General features: G+C 52.9%; 14 protein-coding genes and 1 pseudogene. 4 read left to right on the top strand and 11 right to left on the bottom strand.

The genetic code is table 11. The features are described 5' to 3' along the window. Positions 1–241: 241 nt before the first annotated feature. From J7M22_13900 to J7M22_13890, 3 genes are all read right to left on the bottom strand, one after another. Positions 242–592 carry a DUF86 domain-containing protein gene (locus J7M22_13900; protein ID MCD6507698.1) on the bottom strand — a complete coding sequence of 117 codons (351 nt, stop codon included), beginning with the start codon at positions 590–592 and terminating at the stop codon, positions 242–244. A gap of 3 nt (positions 593–595) precedes the next feature. Continuing rightward, the gene (locus J7M22_13895; protein MCD6507697.1) at positions 596–916 is read right to left on the bottom strand and encodes a nucleotidyltransferase family protein; all 321 of its coding nucleotides are present in this window, start codon (positions 914–916) and stop codon (positions 596–598) included. A 123-nt stretch (positions 917–1,039) separates the two neighbouring features. After that, a complete protein-coding gene (locus J7M22_13890) occupies positions 1,040–1,276 on the bottom strand; it encodes a DUF2283 domain-containing protein (GenBank protein MCD6507696.1) in 237 nt (78 codons plus the stop codon). A 432-nt stretch (positions 1,277–1,708) separates the two neighbouring features. On the opposite strand from J7M22_13890, the gene J7M22_13885 reads away from it, so the two are divergent. Then, on the top strand, positions 1,709–2,170 hold the full coding sequence (locus J7M22_13885; GenBank protein MCD6507695.1) for a phage integrase N-terminal SAM-like domain-containing protein: 462 nt from the start codon (positions 1,709–1,711) through the stop codon (positions 2,168–2,170). A 131-nt stretch (positions 2,171–2,301) separates the two neighbouring features. Then, a complete protein-coding gene (locus J7M22_13880) occupies positions 2,302–5,421 on the top strand; it encodes a beta-galactosidase (protein MCD6507694.1) in 3,120 nt (1,039 codons plus the stop codon). A 22-nt stretch (positions 5,422–5,443) separates the two neighbouring features. Here the strand turns inward: J7M22_13880 and J7M22_13875 are convergent, their stop codons facing one another. The 3 genes from J7M22_13875 to J7M22_13865 form a co-directional block, all read right to left on the bottom strand. Further along, positions 5,444–6,904 (bottom strand): tetratricopeptide repeat protein, encoded by a 1,461-nt coding sequence (locus J7M22_13875; GenBank protein MCD6507693.1) that lies wholly within the window; start codon positions 6,902–6,904, stop codon positions 5,444–5,446. A 122-nt stretch (positions 6,905–7,026) separates the two neighbouring features. Continuing rightward, positions 7,027–7,824: an adenosylcobinamide-GDP ribazoletransferase gene (locus tag J7M22_13870; GenBank protein ID MCD6507692.1), complete on the bottom strand. Its 798-nt coding sequence runs from the start codon at positions 7,822–7,824 to the stop codon at positions 7,027–7,029. A gap of 19 nt (positions 7,825–7,843) precedes the next feature. Further along, the gene (locus J7M22_13865; GenBank protein ID MCD6507691.1) at positions 7,844–10,399 is read right to left on the bottom strand and encodes a VWA domain-containing protein; all 2,556 of its coding nucleotides are present in this window, start codon (positions 10,397–10,399) and stop codon (positions 7,844–7,846) included. Positions 10,400–10,606: 207 nt separating this feature from the next. On the opposite strand from J7M22_13865, the gene J7M22_13860 reads away from it, so the two are divergent. Both J7M22_13860 and J7M22_13855 read left to right on the top strand, forming a co-directional pair. Continuing rightward, complete coding sequence (locus J7M22_13860; protein ID MCD6507690.1) at positions 10,607–12,181, top strand: GH32 C-terminal domain-containing protein; 1,575 nt, start codon at positions 10,607–10,609, stop codon at positions 12,179–12,181. Positions 12,182–12,185: 4 nt separating this feature from the next. After that, the gene (locus J7M22_13855) at positions 12,186–12,908 is read left to right on the top strand and encodes a class I SAM-dependent methyltransferase (protein MCD6507689.1); all 723 of its coding nucleotides are present in this window, start codon (positions 12,186–12,188) and stop codon (positions 12,906–12,908) included. A 42-nt stretch (positions 12,909–12,950) separates the two neighbouring features. Here the strand turns inward: J7M22_13855 and J7M22_13850 are convergent, their stop codons facing one another. The 5 genes and pseudogenes from J7M22_13850 to J7M22_13830 form a co-directional block, all read right to left on the bottom strand. Next, complete coding sequence (locus J7M22_13850) at positions 12,951–13,202, bottom strand: type II toxin-antitoxin system HicA family toxin (GenBank protein ID MCD6507688.1); 252 nt, start codon at positions 13,200–13,202, stop codon at positions 12,951–12,953. 113 nt (positions 13,203–13,315) lie between these two features. Next, positions 13,316–13,471, bottom strand: a pseudogene (locus J7M22_13845) (type II toxin-antitoxin system HicB family antitoxin). Between the two features lie 264 nt (positions 13,472–13,735). Then, a complete protein-coding gene (locus tag J7M22_13840) occupies positions 13,736–14,926 on the bottom strand; it encodes a VWA domain-containing protein (GenBank protein MCD6507687.1) in 1,191 nt (396 codons plus the stop codon). A 91-nt stretch (positions 14,927–15,017) separates the two neighbouring features. Then, on the bottom strand, positions 15,018–15,989 hold the full coding sequence (gene miaA / locus J7M22_13835) for a tRNA (adenosine(37)-N6)-dimethylallyltransferase MiaA (GenBank protein ID MCD6507686.1): 972 nt from the start codon (positions 15,987–15,989) through the stop codon (positions 15,018–15,020). An 8-nt stretch (positions 15,990–15,997) separates the two neighbouring features. Beyond that, complete coding sequence (locus J7M22_13830) at positions 15,998–18,364, bottom strand: hypothetical protein (GenBank protein ID MCD6507685.1); 2,367 nt, start codon at positions 18,362–18,364, stop codon at positions 15,998–16,000. Positions 18,365–18,383 lie beyond the last annotated feature (19 nt).

Here is an 18,383-nt window from a genome sequence, read left to right as displayed (position 1 = left end):
TATGTGAGTTTGTATCAGTTGCACATCAGGGTTGCGAGTATGAATCTGTTTGATGGTTTCAGGTATGTAATGGAGGTGATACTCTCTGAGGAACCTTCTCATCCCACCAACATCCTCGGTAAATAAGGGCGATCATAATTTTCGCTCATACTTTATTCCTTTCAATCAGCTAACGACCAAGCTCAGCCGCCCGCCGGAGCGCAGCGGGGCGGGTCGGCTGCAGCGAGAAGTTAGGCTCTCTTCAATAGGAATTTGTCGGTTCGCTTGGGAGTAACGAATTTATTTCGCCCAGCAAATCGGGTATATCCTTCTTAGTTGTTTTCCATACCTCATCCCAATCCACAATGTCATAACCGTGTATGAGATGATCACGCATCCCGACAATTAAAGACCAGGGAATGTGAGGATGTCGAGCCCGAAATTCACGTGAAAGCCGCTTGACAGCTTCCCCCATGACCAAAAGCTGATACAGAACCGCCGATTGGGTCTTGATGTCCTCGAAAAATTGCTCCTTGGTCATACCTTGAGTAAATTCGATCACCAATCGAGCGGCTTGGGCTATGTCGAGCAATGTTACCTCATCCCTTCGCATCGGTTACTCCGTTTTGGAGAAAAAGACCTTGGTCGTGTTCAGAACTTCCCGGCGAAACAGCCAATTCCTACTGCGTTCCAGAGCACGTTTGCTGATGAGGTCTACCTCACGGCCCAGCAATGTCTGCAATTCCTGCTGCATTTGAATATGGTTCAACAGGCTCCAATCCGCATCCGTGTCGAACTCGACAAGGATATCCACATCACTATCCGGCCCGAAATCATCCCGTAAGGCTGAGCCGAAGAGGGCCAGTTCACGGATTTTCCATCGCTGACAAAACTCTGCAATTTTATCTGCGGATATCACTGTAATCGGATTTTTCATCTTCGCCTTTCCCCGTTAGATGATATGGCCTAACGACCAAGCTCAGCCGCCCACCGGAGCGCCAGCGGAGGAGGGTCGGCTGCAGCGGATGTTAGGCGGCTCTTTGAGGGTGTATCCAACACCTCATGCTGGCGCAGAAGCCCTCTCCGTCAGGATCAGGTTAACAACGGGAAGCGCTCTCAATTCCAATCTTGACAGATCAATGATCTTGCTGGCATCTTCAATCTCAACCCCAATGACACGATTGTGCTCATCAAAGTCCAACACAACCCCTGGTGCAATCTCTTCAGACTCGGTGCTTACCCCTTCAACAAGTTTGATATACAATATGTCTGTTTCAGGATAATATTCGAAAACCATCTTTTATCTCCTCCTCAAGGCTTGAAACGACGGTCGAAGAAAGCGTTATGCACGGTCTCCCCATCCGGTTCTGTGATAACTCTCAGGTGCCTGTCCCTTTCAGCAATATACCCCCAATGACGAATGCGCCCATTAGGCTGCACCTCAGTGCGAATAGGATTATTAAGGACATGCTCAATCCATTCCATCTTGAGATAAGGGCGACGAGCCATGACGCTTATTCTGAAGTAAGCCGTCGTTTTCATGTGTCATTGCCAGCCATATCTGAATTCACATAGCCACCTAATATGATTATACAGACACCGTTTTTTACCCTTTTTATTGGGATTATGCGGATTCCGTATAATCCCAATAAAAATTGACTTATACAGCATGTTGTAGTAAAATTAAATTATCTTGAATTTTGGAGTATTGTAGCACAGGAAAGCCAATATGTCAAGACTTGTTCCCAGAAAGTCATATCAACCTTCATCTCCTCCAAAGCTCCTGGACAGGGTGAGGGAAACGTTACGTCGCAAGCATTACTCCTACCGCACCGAGCAAGCGTATGTCAACTGGATTAAACGCTACATCACCCACTTGGCAGTGAACGAAAACGTCGCTTCCTCCACTCAGAATCAAGTTCTCAGCGCGCTGCTGTTCCTCTACCGTGAGGTGTTCCGTCAGGAGCTAGGGCCTATTGATGCTTTACGCGCCAAGAAACCCAAACGTTTGCCCACCGTCCTGACCAAAAATGAAGTCCACCGTCTCCTCAACCACCTGTCAGGCATTTATCGGCTGATGGCTCAACTTCTCTATGGCTCCGGCCTGCGCTTGATGGAATGCCTACGTCTGCGCGTTAAGGATCTGGACTTCACCCGCCGTACTATTACCGTCCGCGATGGCAAAGGGTAGGAAGTCATGCGCAAAAGCCCTTACTCCGTTCGTAGCCCACTGGATGCCTGACCCTATCTTCTCCTCGTCAGCAATATGATGTAACCGATCGAACGCGAAACTCTGACGAACGATAAGGAGGAGTTTGAGGAATGAGAGAGGGTTTCCCCCTTATATTAACGCTTTTTCTGATCACATGTGCCTCTGGAGAGCAGCTCACGTTCCACGACGACTTTTCCGGCTATCCGGACGGTTCCTCAGGAGAGCCGGGATGGGAACCGCTATCGATCGGATGGACGGTCAAAGACGGCAGGTATGTGAACGACGAGCCGGTGAAGGTCTTCGCCCTCATAAGCTCGATTCCACACGTCAGGAGGCTTAAGATCGAGGCCACTCTGACGGTGATGGGGAAGAGCTCGAACGGCTGGAAGGTGGCGGGGATCGCCCTATACGAAAACAACCGTAACAACTGGCATCTAGCCCTGGTCGAATCGCCCGACTCACAGGGCGCCGAACATTTTTTCGAGCTTCAGGAGCTCTACGAAGGGGTATGGCTCGCTCAAAACCTGCCCCGAACGAAGCTCGCCCCTGAGGAAGGATTCAACTCCGGGATCGGATGGGAGTACGGCAAACCCTATCGCTTGAGGTTAACCCTCACCCCACAACGTATCCTCGGCGAGATATTCGATTCGGGCGGGAGGCTTCTTTTCAGGCAGGGGTATAGGTTCGATAATCCCAGATCGGTTTCCTTCGGCAGGCCCGCCCTTGATAATGGAGGCTTCATAGCCGCCTTCGACGACGTTAAGGTCGAGGCGGAGGAGGTGGTCGAGATGAAAGAGGAAGAAAGGGAAATACCGAGATATACGAAGTGCGCTTATGAGGGGATCAAAGGCGAGAGAACCGGCTTCTTCCACCTCGAGGAGAAAGACGGTAGATGGTGGGTTATCGATCCGAACGGGTGCGGTTTCTTCGCCATCGGGACGGATCACATCAGGTTCACCGGCCATTGGTGTGAAAAGCTGGGATATGCCCCGTATCACAAGAACAACCTCGAAAAATATGGGACTGAGGAGAGATGGGCCAAAGAAACGGTAAAGAGACTGCTGGATTGGGGTTTCAACCTGTTGGGGGCAGGACATTCTGAATCGCTCCGATACAGCGGTCTGGCACATACCCTCTTTCTGAGCTTCGGATCCGGATTTGCATCCTATGAGGATATTGTTCCTAAGGTCCACTGGACGGGCTTCCCGAACGTCTTCAGCCCGAAGTTCGAGAGATATTGCGATATGAAGGCCAGGGAGATCTGCTCGAAGGCGAAGGGTGATCCGTGGCTTTTCGGATATTTCCTGGATAACGAGCTGGAGTGGTATGGGAAGGTTCACAGGCCCTGGGGGATATTCACCGAGGCGGTCAAGAAACCTCCTGAACACACCGCCAAAAAGGCGTTGATCGATCTGCTTAAAAGGAGGTATCGCTCGATAGATGAGCTGAATGACGCTTGGGAGACCGACTTCAAATCGTTCAACGAGATGCTGGAGAGGACGGATTGGGGCGAGCCGAAGAGCGGAAATATGGAGAGGGATGCTATGGATTTCGTCGCTTTGGCGGCCGACAGATACTTCTCAATAGCCACCGCTGCGATAAGAAAGTACGATCCGAATCATATGATCCTCGGCTGTAGGTTCGCCGGGAACGCGCCTGATCCGGCATGGAGGGCCGCCGGCAGATATTGCGACATCGTCACCCTCAACTTCTATGGAAGGGTTGATCTGGATACCGGCGAACCGATCGGGTTAGAGGATCATCTGAGACGGTGTTACGAGCTTTCGGGACGGCCCTTGATGATAACCGAGTGGTCCTTCCCGGCGCTCGACAGCGGCCTGCCGTGCAAACACGGGGCCGGGATGAGGGTGGACACGCAGGAACAGAAAGCCAGATGTTTTGAGATCTATCAGACCACCTTCTTCTCGCTGCCCTTCGTCATCGGCTCGGACTACTTCATGTGGGTCGATGAGCCGGCCCTTGGAATCTCCAGCACCTTCCCCGAAGACAGCAACTACGGGCTCGTTAACGAAAAGGACGAGCCGTATTGGGAGTTTGTAAACGTCGTCAAAAGGATCAACCGGAGGGTCTATGAGATCAGGGAAAGGGGATATGAGAAGCGAAGGGCGCCGCGGCCGGAATCCGTCCCCTGGCCTAAGCCGTCTGAGGGGACGAGATGGATCGGAAGGGTGCCGATCCTTCTGGAGAATCCCCGGGAGGTTCCTACCTCCAATCCGTTCGTATCGCTGAGTTTGGATCAGATCTCATCCGATATCGACTGGTCGAAGCTCTCGCCGTCGCGGATCGTCGCCTTCGACTCCAAGGGTGAGGAGGTTCCGATCCAGATCGACTCGTTTGAAGACGGGAAGCTCTCGAAGTTCGACGAGATCTGCCTGAGATGTCCGCTTCGGCCGGGCGAGTCGAAGACGGTCTATCTCTATCTTGCGTCCGCGCCCGTGAGGGAAACGGCGAGGAAATCGCCGGAGGGGATCGAGCTGAAGGAGGAAAAGGATAGGATCGTGATATCCAACGGTTTCCTCACCTTGGTCAAATCGGGGGGAAGCGGCGATCTCGCGGACGAGCTTAAGCTGGATGGGACGCTCCTTGGAAGGATCTACCCGCTTTTGAGGGAGGAGATCGGCGGTGAGCTCCGGTATCCCGCTCCCGATTCGACGAAGATTCTGAGGGTCTCAGTCGGGCCGTTGAGGGTGGTCCTCTGGACCTTTCTCAGCTCACGCGGGATAGGAGCTTATCGGATAATGGGCAGGATTGCCGTGTATCCAAGGAGGAGATGGGTCTCTGTCAGGGTGTTTCGGATCGAAAATATCTCTGAGGGCGATTGGAAACTCCACGGCTATTTCATCTTCGCGTATCCTCAGATCGGCGGCTCGATCGAAGGAGATGAGGTCGGGGGGCCGGACGTGCCGAACTATTATCTTAACCTTGGGATGTGGGCCGATCGCGGGGTGGGGATGTTCTATGGGACGGCGAGCAGATCGAGCGGAGTGCATGTGCGCTACTGGATCGACACTGCTTACCATGCTGACGCTTTCAGATCGTTGGATCGGCCTCTTCCTCTTCCGCCCGGGAGCTCGTTCGAAGAGAGCAACGGAGTGGAGTTCGTCACCTTCGGCGGCAGGCTTGAGGGTGAGAGGCCATGGTCGTCCGTGCTCTTGGATGCCTTCCGTTCACCTGTCGTTCACCTTTATCCTCTGGAGGAAATCAGATGAACCGAGGGTGCAAGCTAAGCAGCTATCTGTTACCGACGTGCTCGCCGATGGATCTCAACATCTCCTCCGATTTCCTGTGACCGGGATCGATCCTGAGAGCCGTCTTAAACTCTGAGATCGCCCTTCCCTTCATACCGAGTTTCAGATAGCTCATAGCCAGATTATAATGTGCGTCGGCCCACCAAGGTGCGAGCTTCACAGCCGCCTTGAACTGTTTTGAGGCCTCGTTGAACATGCCGGATCTATAGAGGGCTATACCGAGGTTATATCTGCCCTCGGTGAAATTCGGTTTCAATTTGACGGCTTTTCTCAGGTGCTCCGCGGCCTTTCGCGGTCGGCCTAACTTCAGATAGATAACACCGAGGTTATATTGAGCCTCGAAGAAATCGGAATTCAAGCTCAAAGCGTTGTTAAGCATGTCGATCGCTTTATCGGATTTACCCAACCGACTCAGACAGAAGGCCGCGTTCAAGTAAGCCTTTTCCATCTTCGGGTCGAGCTGAAGCGCCTTTTTAAACTCTTTAATCGCCTCCTCATACTTCCCCTCCTTCTGAAGGGAAACACCTTTGTTGTAGGCCAGCTTGGCATCTCTTTTCCTCATTCCTTTGATCGCCTTCAGAAATTCCTCTATTCCCCCTCCATACCCCAACTTCTTTGCCTTTTGAAAGGCCAATTTAGAACTATTTAGATCTCCCAATTCGAAGGTCAAAACTCCGATGTTATACCACACCTGAGGATCTCCCGGTCTGAGCTTAGCCACCTCTCTGAACCACTTGAGCGCCTCTTCCCTACGATCCATCTTGGCATAACAAAGACCTAATCCCATCTTCGCATCAGTGGAAAGCGCCTCAGAATCGAGACATCTCATGAACTTACCGATAGCCCTCTCATACTTACCCATTTCCAGATATACGGTGCCGAGGTTGTAAAGCAGGGTGGGATCGTCAGGGGCGAGCTCTGCCGCTTGTTCCAGACGATTCTCCGCCTCCTTAAGCTTGCCCATTTTGAGGTAACAAAGGGCGAGATTGATCGAAACATCCACGATCATATCCGCCGAATTGGCGTTCCTCAGGGCCTCTGAATACCACTTAACCGCATCATCGGTCATTCCGCTCTCGAAGTGGAAAAAGCCCAGATTGTAGTCCACCGTCGCGGAATCCGGCTTCAACCTTTGCACCTTTTTTAGAGTTTCGATCGCCATGTCCAGATCCCCGGCCTCCTTATATTCCATGGCCATGTCAAAATACTTCCTCATCAGGAAGGTCCTCATCCTGTAGTTTCTGGAGTGATAGGCAGGAGGAGAGGAGTAGTGTCGTTTGATATATTCCGGATGGTTGAGGTAAAAACGTGCGACGTCCTCATCGATGCCGTGAGTTTTAGCGAATTCACGCACGGCATCTTCGTTCGGTCTCGTCCCTCTCCCCACATGAGCGCATGAGGGGAGAATAAGCGACGCAACGAGGACGATTATGAAGATCAGCATAATTTTGGGCCATCTCATACGACAAGTCATGGCGAATTCAGAATAACATATCATGTGAACGGTTTTCAAGCGAATCTGAGCCTTGTTCTCTTATCGATCATCCCCCGATTACCCAAATTATATCACGGCGGAGCGGATGAGAAAACTGAGATCGAGATCATAATCCCCAGCTCGCTCAAAAGACAGAAAGCGCCGAGAACATCGCCCGTGGTTCCTCCTATCTTATGTCTCGAAATCCTGGAAAGGATCATGGCGATTAATCCTGAGAGGATGAAACCTGTCAGGACGAAAACAGGGTAGAGGATCAGAAGAGGTATCAGATAGGCGGAGGCGATAAGCGCATTACGCCACCTATAGGGATAGAACGCCGCTCCCAACCCCTCCATCTTAGCGGGTCGGGAGAGGCCGAGAAGAAGGTTCATCGAGAACCTGGAGATCACACAAGCGACGAGGATCTGAGATACTTCGGCATCGAGCAGGATACTATATAGAGCCAGCACATATAGAGTGCCGAAGAAGAGCGCAAACGGTCCCACATCGCCCCTGGACATTATCTCCAGTCTTTTCTCCCTGCCGCTTTGATTCAAAAACCCATCCAGGGTATCAAGTAGACCGTCGAAGTGGAACAGGTTAAAAAGATAAAATGTAACCGCCATCGAGCTCAAAACAGCTATCTGAGGCGAGATGAGACCAAGCAGGTATCTGATTCCTATATATGACCCGGCACAAAGATACCCCACAATCGGGAAATGGGTCGGGATTCTCTCTATCTCCCCGTTCCCCCCGATCGGTATCCTGGAGAGGAAGGAGATGGTCAGTCGGATCTCATCTAAAATTCTCAACGCTTCCTTTGAGATCCTGAAGGCCATCTTGAACTTCGATATTGTCCTCCTCTTCACTCCGGGTTTCAGATAGCCCATGGTCTATCATCCGTCATCCTTACACTCTATGAGAGTACGAGCGTATCTTCAATAACCTTTCAATATACCTATCCTCCTCATCCCCCTCTGGGGGGATATCAGCGGGTTTCGGTGATGAGGGAGATGGGGCGGATCTGATCTTCACCTTTCGCATGATCAACTCCAGCATGACGAGGATCACCGAGGCCAAGATAAGCCATCTCCATATCGGCCTCAGGGAACGATGGGGAGATCTCACCGGTTTCCCGACGATCTCGGGATCGGCCTGATATACCCCTCCTGTCCCGGCAGCGAGTCTTCTGAGCAATGAGGCGTTGATCGTCAAGTTGGAGTATTCCGGCGAGTATGGGAGGTAAAGCGATCCACTCGCCACAAGCAGCTCATTTCCCCTGGCTTTAGGTATCACGATCGACACGGCATATCTCCCCAGTGAGAGCAGATTAAACTTGGCCTCATATCTCCCCGCCGATATTTCCTCCATTGGAATGGTCTGAACGTCGGAATCAGGACCTATCACCCTTGCCTGAAGAACCAATCCCGTGACCGGATATCCTCTTTTATCGATCATCTCAATTCTGGCTACTCCTCTGCCGTTTTCGATGCTCAGATTCAATTCTGACCTTTCCCTTTGCGGCATCAACCATCTTATGAGCTGCAGCCAGAACTTTGATCCCTCCTTCCATCTCGCCCATTCCTTCCCCCATTTACCGCCGATCTGAGAGGTGAAGGCGGCGACCTTGCCGAGCCCGTATCTCCAGACCGATAGTATCGGATCGCCTCTATCCGAGGCGAGGATCACCTGCGCGGCCCCCTTTTCCGATGTAGCGACATATCCGTCGAGGGGTGGCAGAGAACCGATGCCCGAAATTATAGGGTGTTTCATCTTGAGGATCGGCGTGAATCTGCCCTCCACGATCAGATCTCTCGTCGAGTGGATCTCTCTGACAAAGACGTTCGGAAGCTGGCTGAGGTCGTCGAGGTCATAATATCTTCCTTTACCGTCTCGTGCGATCTCAGTGAGTATCCCACGAGCCTCGTCCCCCACCGCTATGGCTGAGATGGTGATTCCGTTCGCGGCCATCCTGCGGACCAGCGGTGGGAAATTCCCTTGACTTCTGCCATCTGTGACCGCTATGACGTGTCTGAAAGGGAGATCGACCCGACGAAGCCAGTTATATGCGAGCTTCAGGGCAGCATAGAGGTTCGTGCCGCTTCCAGGTGAGATGGATCTCGCCTTTTTGATGAGTGCCTCCCGATCCTCCACCCTGCCCAGGGGGAAGACGATTCTGGGTTTGGCGTCGAATGCGATGCATCCGAAAAGATCATCCCCTCTCAGCGATCTGATGGCCGATTCGAGAGCCGCCTCGGCCAGATCTATCTTCCTATCCGTCCCGACGTAGTTGGCCATGCTGCCCGATTTGTCCACGAGGGCGACGAGCGCCATCCGCTGCTCCTTACCCCTCGGGTCCATATTAACCGGCGAGAGTTTCTCAATCGGAGTGTTAAAATATCCTCCTGCACCGAAAGCTCTATCGCCACCCAGTATCAGTACGCCTCCGCCAATCTGATTGGCGAAAAGCCGAATGGCCTCCATCTGGGCCTCATTGAATGCATTTGAAGGTAGATTCCCGATTATGATCACATCCTTATTTGCAAGCTTGGAGACGTCATCGGGGAAATGGTTCGGCTGCTGGATCTCCCCTAAAATCCCGTTCTTACGCGCCAGATCGAGGAAATATCCCCCCTCCTTTCTGTCTCCGACGAACAGCAACGAGGGTCTGCCTTTCACGGAGATCCAAGCATAAGCATCATTGTTGTTGGGTATGGTATCCGGCTCAGCCTCAAGGTGAAATCTATATTCGTAGTTCCCCTCCCCCTCTATCCGGTCCACCACGCGAATCGGATTGATCCCGCTCTTAATCGAGAGATTCAGATGTTTTATGATCTCGCCGTTTCGATATACGGTGATCCTACCTTTAGCCTTGGAGAGGCTCCGCGCTATAGCGACTAGTTCGATAGGAGCTCCGATCCTGACCGACCGTGGATGCCTCTCGTTTGGATCGAGCAACACCTCGCCGCCGAGATGTCTATATATGGGGACGGCGTAGACCTCCGCCCTTTCAGCCCTGAGGAGGGGTATCAGTGAGGAGGCATCGTTGAGGTTTTGATTGCCGTCGCTAAGGATCACGATCCTGCGCGGCATATCCGAAGGCAGGACGGAGAGGGCCAGTTTGATCGCCGATTCGATATCCGTTCTGCCCCGATCGATCGTCGAAACGATCCGGTCAGGCGCCAAATCCTTCTCCTCGGTGAGGGGGATCTCCAGCGAAGGATACCTGGCGAAGACGATCAGACACCATTTCGAGCCTTTCGGCAGGGAACGAACGTATTTCCTAAGCTCTCTAAGACCATCTTCTATCTTCCCGACGCTCTCCGAGATATCAAGCAGAAAGGCGATAGCAGGTCTGTTATGATACATGGGCAGCTTCAAATCGACGAGGGCGAGGAGGAGACACAATACCGCAGCACCTCTCATGATCAGCCCTATGGTCGTTCTCCCTCCAGATCGTCTCAAACTGATTCCCTCCAGCTTGCTGTTGTTCAAGATAGGGTATCTCCCCCGCCTTCAAGGGGAATTCTGATGATAGTATACTAAATCATAACTATCATTGAAAAGCCCTGAAGAAAGGACACGAAAATTGACAGGGGATTAACGGAGAGGTACAATACAGTGAAACCTGAAGATCCAATATACCTACGAACTTAATGAGAGGGAGATCCCATGGAACTGAGACTTGAGAGGAGATATATCAACCTCCCGGTAAAAAACGGGGCCCCGAAGCGGAGGATGAGATTCATAGTTGACGGGAAGGCGGTTCGCGAGTTTGAGATCGAACTGGCGGAAGGTGATCCCGATTTCTGGGCCTTCCTCGACATAAGCACTTTCACAGGGAGAAAAGCCGCTCTGGAGGTCGACGGACTGGATGAAAGCTCCGGAGCATTTGATCTGATCCATCAGGACGACATCATCGAAGGTTCAGAGGACCTCTACAGGGAGAAGTACCGACCTCAATTCCATTTCTCCACCCGACGAGGTTGGAGCAACGATCCCAACGGGCTGATCTACTACAAGGGTGAATACCATCTGTTCTATCAGCATAATCCCTATGGCTGCGGATGGGGCGATATGCATTGGGGACATGCTGTAAGCAGGGATCTCGTTCATTGGGAGGAGTTACCCATCGCCCTATATCCACACCACTTCGGCGACCACTGCTTCTCCGGCAGCGCCGTGGTGGACGTGGGAAACACCGCCGGATTTAAGACGGGCGATGAGGAGGTCATCGTCGCCGCCTTCACCAGCACGGAGCGCGGCGAGTGCATCGCCTATAGCAACGATCGCGGCCGCACGTTCACCGATTACGAGGGCAATCCTGTGGTCAAGCACCGCGGGCGCGATCCGAAGCTCATCTGGTATGAGCCCGCCGAACACTGGATTATGGCGGTCTACGATGAGTTCGATGAGGGACGCTACATCGCCTTTTACGCCTCCTCGGACTTGAAAAATTGGGAGTTCCGAAGCCGGATCGAAGGATATTACGAGTGCCCCGAGATCTTCGAGCTGCCAGTGGACGGCGATGGAGATAATAAGAGATGGGTTGTATACGCCGCCGACGGAGATTACGCTATCGGCTCGTTCGATGGGAGGAGGTTCATAACCGAATCCGGCAAACATCGCTTCAGCTACGGCAACTGTTTCTATGCGTCCCAGACCTGGAACAACATTCCGCCCGAGTATGGACGGCGCATCCAAATCGCCTGGGGGCGGGTGAACATGCCCGGAATGCCGTTCAATCAGATGATGCTCTTCCCCGTCGAGCTGACCCTGCGGACGACGGAGGATGGCATACGCATGTTCGCCGAACCGGTGAGGGAGGTGGAACTGTTACATGGGGAGGGGTGGGTTTGGAGGGATAAGCCGCTGGGAGAGGGCGAAAACCTCCTGGCCGGAATTGAAGGGGATCTCTTTCACATTCGATCCGAGTTCGAGCTGAAGGGGGCCGATAGGATCGGCTTCCGCATACGAAGCATACCCGTTACCTACGACGTGAGGGAAAGACGATTGGAGTGTCAGGGCTGTGAGGCACCCCTTAAGCCCCTAGGGGATAAAATCCGTTTGGAGATCCTGGTCGATCGAACCTCGATCGAGATCTTCGCCAATGACGGCCGAATCTATATGCCCATCGGCGTGATCCCACCAGATGAGGATAGGAGCCTCGAGATCTTCGCCCTTGGCGGGGAGGTCCTGGTGAGATCGATGGAGATATATGAGATGAGATCGGCGTGGAGGAGGTAAGAAAATGGAGGAGATCAGGGTCAAATGCGATTATCCCAACCTCTCCGAGGAGGAGAACATAGAGATCGCCATCAGGGAGATGAAGGGATACGGGATGTTGCCCGAAGATGGGGATTACGATCGTGAGAGGTTCGCCGCCCTCAGGAAGGCCGTTAGGGAAAATTTCGAGATCCCATGGACCAGCATCACCCCTCCTATGGAGAGGCTTCTCTACGCTATAGCGGCCATTCATCGTCCGCGTAACGTCGTCGGCATAGGCATCTTCTGCGGAAACACACTCGTGTGGAACGTAGGCCCTGCGTGTGGGCCCGGCAAGGTCTATCAGGCCGAACATCTGGTCGGTGTGGATGTGGATGAGAAGGCGATCCATATAGCCAGGGATAACTTCAAGAGAATAGGTGCGTCGGACGAGGTTGAGATACTCGCCGAGGACGGGCATGCCGTGTTGGAGAGGATAGATTACCCGATAGATCTGCTCTATCTGGACGCGCACGGCCCACTCCCGGGAACCAGCGGCCCCAGCACAAAGCTGATCTACCTGACCTTACTCGAAAGGGCCTATGACAGGATACCGCCGGGAGGAATCGTCGTCGCGCATGATACGTTGCCCGAATGGTTTATCCGGACTGCGGGGAAATACCTGGAATTCGTCCGAGATAGATCCAACTTCCGAATCAGCCTTTCCATTCAACCCGATAAGGAGGGGATTGAGGTGAGTCTCAAGTAGCTCTTTTCAGCCTCATCAGCCTTATCATCCTCCTTATGTTCATCAAGGCTTTGTCCTCTGGGAAGGCTCACCAGCGCTCAAAAATTCTCGCACAGTCAATCCTGCTTCGCGAATAATGGCGCGTAGTGTGCCAAGCGGAAGGACGCCGGGGTGGTGTGGGACAGTAGTTCGCCGACGGGTCCGCGGGTTATACCAGATTTCATGGCTACCTTTGGCTTGCCTATCGAAGACGAAACCTGCCGCCCGCAAACGCCGCACGACTTCCCGATATGTCATCGGGGTTAAACGGCTCATGTTCCTGCTGTTTCCGGTTCGATGCCGACAGGGATTCTTACGGTCGCTTTCCATCGACGCCTTTTCAAAGCTGCTCTCACCTTCGCCGGTAATGGGTCACCATGCTCCAGATAGGACTCAATCAATTTACGAGCCACGTCTTGGGCAATCTCCATTGTTTCTGCAATGGTGCGACCTTGTGCTACTAAGCCCTGCAAGTCGTCACTGGTTGCCAGATAACCGCCTTCTTCTAATGGCTCAATATGAATCGTGATAAGCACCTCGGACATGTTATCTACCTCCATTATTTAGATTCGCCCTCCGGTACTTCGACGGTAACCATTATACGGCATACCTGTATAGAGGTCAACGCTGTTATTGCGAAGCGTGGCGGGTTCAAGCCTGAGGCTTCAGCCTTAATAACCTTTCAATATACTTATCTTTCTCTTTTATCTCCTTCTCAGAGATATCACTGGGTCTAGAGGGAAAGGTTGAGAAAGATCTGATTCTCACCTTTCGCATGATCAACTCCAGCATGACGAGGATCACCGACACTAGGATAAGCCATCTCCATATGGCCATACTGCCCGATTTGTCCACGATGGCAACAAGCGCCATTCGCTGCTCCTTTCCCCTCGGGTCCATGTTAACCGGCGAGAACCTCTCGACCGGTTGAAATACCCCCCGGCGCCGAAAGCTCTGTCGCCGCCCAACATCAGCACGCCCCCGCCGATCTGGTTGACGAAAAGCCACATAGCCTCCATCTGGGCCTCCCTGAATGCGCTTGAGGGTAGATTCCCAATTACGATCACATCTTTATCCGCAAGCTTGGAGACGTCATCGGGGAAACGGCTCGGCGGGAGGATCTCCGCTGAAATCCCGTTCTTACGCGCCAGATCGAGAAAGTATCTCCCCTCCCTTTCACCCCCGACGAACAACAGCGAAGGTCTGCCCTTCACGGAAATCCAGGCGTAGGCGTCGTTATTGTTAGGCATGGTATCCGGCTCGGCTTCGAGGTGAAATCTGTACTCATAGCTTCCTTCCCCCTCTGTCCGATCCGTCACGCGAACCGGATTGATCCCGCTTCTAATCGAGAGGTTCAGATGTTTTATGATCTCGTCATTTCGATACAACGTGATTTCGCCTCTAGCCTTGGAGAGGCCCCGCGCTATGGCGACCAGCTCGATCGGCGTGCCAGCCCTGACCGACCGTGGAACCCTCACGTGTGGATCGAACAGCACCTCGCCGTCAAGATGTCTGTATATGGGGACGGTGTAGATCTCCGTCCCCTCAGCCCTGAGGAGGGGTATCAGCGAGGAGGCATCGTTGAGGTTCTGATTTCCGTCGCTCAGGATCACGATCCTGCGAGGTATATCGGATGGCAGAACGGAGAGGGCCAGCTTGATCGCCGATTCGATATCCGTCCTACCTCGATCGAGCGTCGAGGCGATCCGACCGGGTATCAAATCCCTCTCTTCGGTGAGAGGCATCTCCAGGGATGGGGTTTTGGCGAAGGCGATCAGGCACCACCTCGAACCTTCCGGCAGGGAGCGAACATATCTCCTGAGCTCTCTGAGACCGTCCTCTGGCTTTCCGACGCTCTCCGAGATATCGAGTAGGAAGGCGACGGCAGGTCTATCTCGACGTAGAGGTAGCTTTAAATCGGCCAGGGCAAAAAGAAGGCACAACACCGCCATCCCTCTCATGATCAGCCCTAAAATCGTCCTCCGTTTAAACCGTTTCAAGTTGGGCTCCCCTCCTGCTCTAATCCGTTGCACGTTCAACGTTTAACGTTATAACGTTTTTCGTTCCTGGTTACTCTCTCCTCGCTGACACTCAGTGGTAACATAAGCCTAAGACTTTGATCGCCTCCGCGGCCAGATCCTCGGCCGATCGAATCGTCGCGGCGTTGAGCCATACGAGCCTCCCATCACCCCTGAACCATATGATCTGCCTACGGGCATACTCTCTGGTTCGACGTTTGATTAGCTTTACAGCTTCATCCAGCGTGATCTCCCCGTATAAATGGGCCGCCAGTTCCCTGTAGCCTATCCCCTTCATCGAGTTTAAATCCCTGCCGTATCCCATCTCCAGCAGCCTTCGAACCTCGTCCACGAATCCCCTCTCGATCATTCGATCCACCCTCCTTTCGATCCTCCCATATAGCTCCCTCCTCTCCCTTATCAGGCAGAGGCCGATAAATCTGTATCTCGTTCGGCCTGATCCCCATTGTTTCCGTAATTCAGACATGGTCCGACCGGTCTTCTCGTAGACCTCAAGAGCCCTGATGATCCTGACCAGATCGTTGGGATGGATTTTCGACGCGTAATGCGGGTCGATCTTGCGGAGTCTTTCGTAGAGGGCGAGGTTGCCGCTTTCGCGTGCCTGACGCCTCAGACGTTCCCTCAGCTCCTCATCGGCCTCCGGCCCTTCGAACAGGCCGTCCACCAGGGCGCGGAAGTAAAGCCCGGTTCCCCCCACCAGGATTGGTATCCTCCCGCGACTTTTGATCTCATCTATGGCTTTATCGGCCAGCCTCTGGAAATCGGCGGCGGAGAAGCTCTCATCCGGGTAGACGCAATCGATGAGATGATGGGGCACGAGCTCCCGTTGTTTCGGGGATGGCTTAGCAGTGCCGATGTCCATATATCTGTAGACCTGTCGCGAGTCGGCGGAGACCACCTCTCCATCGATTTGCCCCGCCAGCTCCACCGACAGATCGGTCTTACCTACCGCCGTGGGGCCCAAGATACAGAGGAGGATATCCTTCTCCGTTAATCTGTTTTTCAACTCTTCAACTGCTCCCATCTTCCTTTTCACCCGCGCGTCCTGGAAAACCCGACGGCAAAGGTCACGGGATCCTTCAGTGAGGAGAGGGTGATCGTGAGTATGGGCGGCGACCAGGCATAGCTGTAATCCGAACCGAAACACGAAACGGAGGAGGGAACGAAGTCCGGGGGAACATATATGAAGATGTTTCCCTCCACCTCTCGGTATCCTCCCGTTGAGGCGAGCAGTGTGGAGCTCCTCCTATCCCATCCCGCCGAAAGTATCTCCACTCCACCCTGGCTGAAATGTATATCGGTCGATATGATCTGCGGGTGATTTCTCTGTTCCCTCAGGCATAATAACAGCACCGATCTGGGCGGGATGTCGTAGATATCTATCGATCTCTGAAATTCGCCCAGGAACTCATTCGTCCAGAACTCATGGGCGATATAGGATCTGGAGCTGCTCAGTCCGATATCGCTCATCTTTATCGATATGTCTCCCGGCAGATCCTCCCAGTTGAAAAGCCCCACCACCTTCCATGAATCGAAGTTCGACTTCACATCGAGAGACCATATCCTAGGACGTTCGGATTCCATTAGATCCACAGGGATGGCCGGCACGCCATATAGAGGCAGAATCTTCCCCAGAAGTTCCGCTCTATCTTTTGCCAGATCTATCAGGGAGCCAACCAGCGAGACCATGCCTCCGGAGAGCGCACAGGCGGTCAACAGGATCAGAACCTCGTTGAGCGGTCTGGGTTCGGAGATGGATATGGCATCGATGCTGTTCGTCCAGAGCACACCCTGACCGTAGAACTTGCTCGCCCATAATTTCGCCATCTCCGGTATTCCGTATTTATCCTCCCACCTCACATCAAACGGGTTTCTCCATGCGTCGATCGAAATGCTGTTGATGCTTGTGATCCCCACATTGTAGCTTGTGCAGCCATACTTCGGTATGACGAGCATGGGTCTTGCGGCCTCCACAACGGAGCTCAGACCTCGGCGGTATGCCTCGATCCTGGTGATCTCCTCATCCCTGTAAACCGGTGAGAAGGATGGGTCCAGATGATTTATGTATCCCGCCATGTCGAGCAGCAGCGCATCAAATCCCCATTTCTTGATCCTCTCGATCTGTTCTGTGACAAACAGGATAGCCTTTGGATCGGTCGGGTCGAGCAGGACAGACCTCCTCTCTCCCTCGTATACTCTATGTGTGGGAGAGCCGGTTCGATCTCTGAGGATACAGTCAAAAAGGTCATTTAAACCGGGCCATTCCTCATCCGCCTCAAAAGGCGAGAAATAAATCGCCGCCTTCATGTTGAATCGGTGGATCTTCTCGACGATGGGTTCCAGTCCGTTTGGGAACCCATCGGGTGCCGGCTCAGCCACTCCGTTCCATCTCTGCCATCCCCATGGCACCTCTATGTATTCGATCATCCCCTCGCCAAGCCTCAAGCTTCCGGGGTTCTTATCGATCCAATCGATGTTATCGGATATCCACTTCTCCGAGACAGATCCCGTCTTAGGTTTTGAGTTCCATCTAAGGGCTGGTTTCGGTGGCCTCGGAGCGTCGGAGATATCGGATACCAGCTTGACGTAGGTCTCCTGAGCGGAACGATAGAAATCGGTATAGTTGATGTAGACCGGTTCTGAGAAGGTCTCCTCACTGATGGATCTATTCCAGATCTGATACATCGACCATCTGTTTATGCCCTTGTAGTTCTTAAGCGGCTGAAGGTCGGAGTCGTATCCCATCTCGATCGACCCCCACCACTTGAAGAAGCCGAGGAAACCGAAGGATATAGAACGCTTGGATTCGGTGTCATAGATGAGGCCGTTATGGCATATCTCACCGCTTCCCGTCAGATCGACTTTATCCAACACCTCCCTGACGGAAGAGGGGTGATCGCTATAGGTGTTTAGATACACGTGATAGTTTGTAGGTTGTGATCCCAGGAAGATCCCGCCCACGGGCGATCCCATCCATGGTGAAACGGTTATCACGTCGATCCTATGCACCTTTACCTCGTCTCCCTCTTCAGGCTCAACGCTCGCTCCGATGACGAGATAGTTCTGCGACTCGTACAGGTTGAGGTAGATGTTCAAAGTGACTGAGATCGGGCCGGATTTACATTTATGGGAGAACCTAACCTGTATATAGGGGCCGGTCAGCTCATCCTCCATCATCTGCGTCGAGAAGCGGCGTTCCTCGGCATCTAGAGTTGTAAGGAACGTCCCACCTTCAAGCTCGACCCTGCAATATGCGTTTCTTATGACGTGATATCCCGATTTATCCTGATAACCCCATGTCCCATTGGCTAGATCGTAGGCCACCTGCAGGAGGGAGTTTTTGATGTTGAGTATATTGCCTCTTCTCTGAATCGATATCTTCCCTCGGACATCCGTCATCTGCCCCTCCTCCATGAGA

This window comes from Candidatus Poribacteria bacterium (assembly GCA_021162805.1).
Taxonomy (GTDB): domain Bacteria; phylum Poribacteria; class WGA-4E; order B28-G17; family B28-G17; genus JAGGXZ01.
Note: the sequence above shows the minus strand (reverse complement) of the source record. Positions and strands in the feature narration are given on the sequence as shown.

Excerpts from the sequence above, each read along its gene's own strand:
- J7M22_13900 (MCD6507698.1), bottom strand. The coding sequence starts at position 592 with ATGCGAAGGGATGAGGTAACATTGCTCGACATAGCCCAAGCCGCTCGA.
- J7M22_13895 (MCD6507697.1), bottom strand. The coding sequence starts at position 916 with ATGAAAAATCCGATTACAGTGATATCCGCAGATAAAATTGCAGAGTTT.
- J7M22_13890 (MCD6507696.1), bottom strand. The coding sequence starts at position 1,276 with ATGGTTTTCGAATATTATCCTGAAACAGACATATTGTATATCAAACTT.
- J7M22_13885 (MCD6507695.1), top strand. The coding sequence starts at position 1,709 with ATGTCAAGACTTGTTCCCAGAAAGTCATATCAACCTTCATCTCCTCCA.
- J7M22_13880 (MCD6507694.1), top strand. The coding sequence starts at position 2,302 with ATGAGAGAGGGTTTCCCCCTTATATTAACGCTTTTTCTGATCACATGT.
- J7M22_13875 (MCD6507693.1), bottom strand. The coding sequence starts at position 6,904 with ATGCTGATCTTCATAATCGTCCTCGTTGCGTCGCTTATTCTCCCCTCA.
- J7M22_13870 (MCD6507692.1), bottom strand. The coding sequence starts at position 7,824 with ATGGGCTATCTGAAACCCGGAGTGAAGAGGAGGACAATATCGAAGTTC.
- J7M22_13860 (MCD6507690.1), top strand. The coding sequence starts at position 10,607 with ATGGAACTGAGACTTGAGAGGAGATATATCAACCTCCCGGTAAAAAAC.
- J7M22_13855 (MCD6507689.1), top strand. The coding sequence starts at position 12,186 with ATGGAGGAGATCAGGGTCAAATGCGATTATCCCAACCTCTCCGAGGAG.
- J7M22_13850 (MCD6507688.1), bottom strand. The coding sequence starts at position 13,202 with ATGAGCCGTTTAACCCCGATGACATATCGGGAAGTCGTGCGGCGTTTG.
- miaA (MCD6507686.1), bottom strand. The coding sequence starts at position 15,989 with ATGGGAGCAGTTGAAGAGTTGAAAAACAGATTAACGGAGAAGGATATC.
- J7M22_13830 (MCD6507685.1), bottom strand. The coding sequence starts at position 18,364 with ATGACGGATGTCCGAGGGAAGATATCGATTCAGAGAAGAGGCAATATA.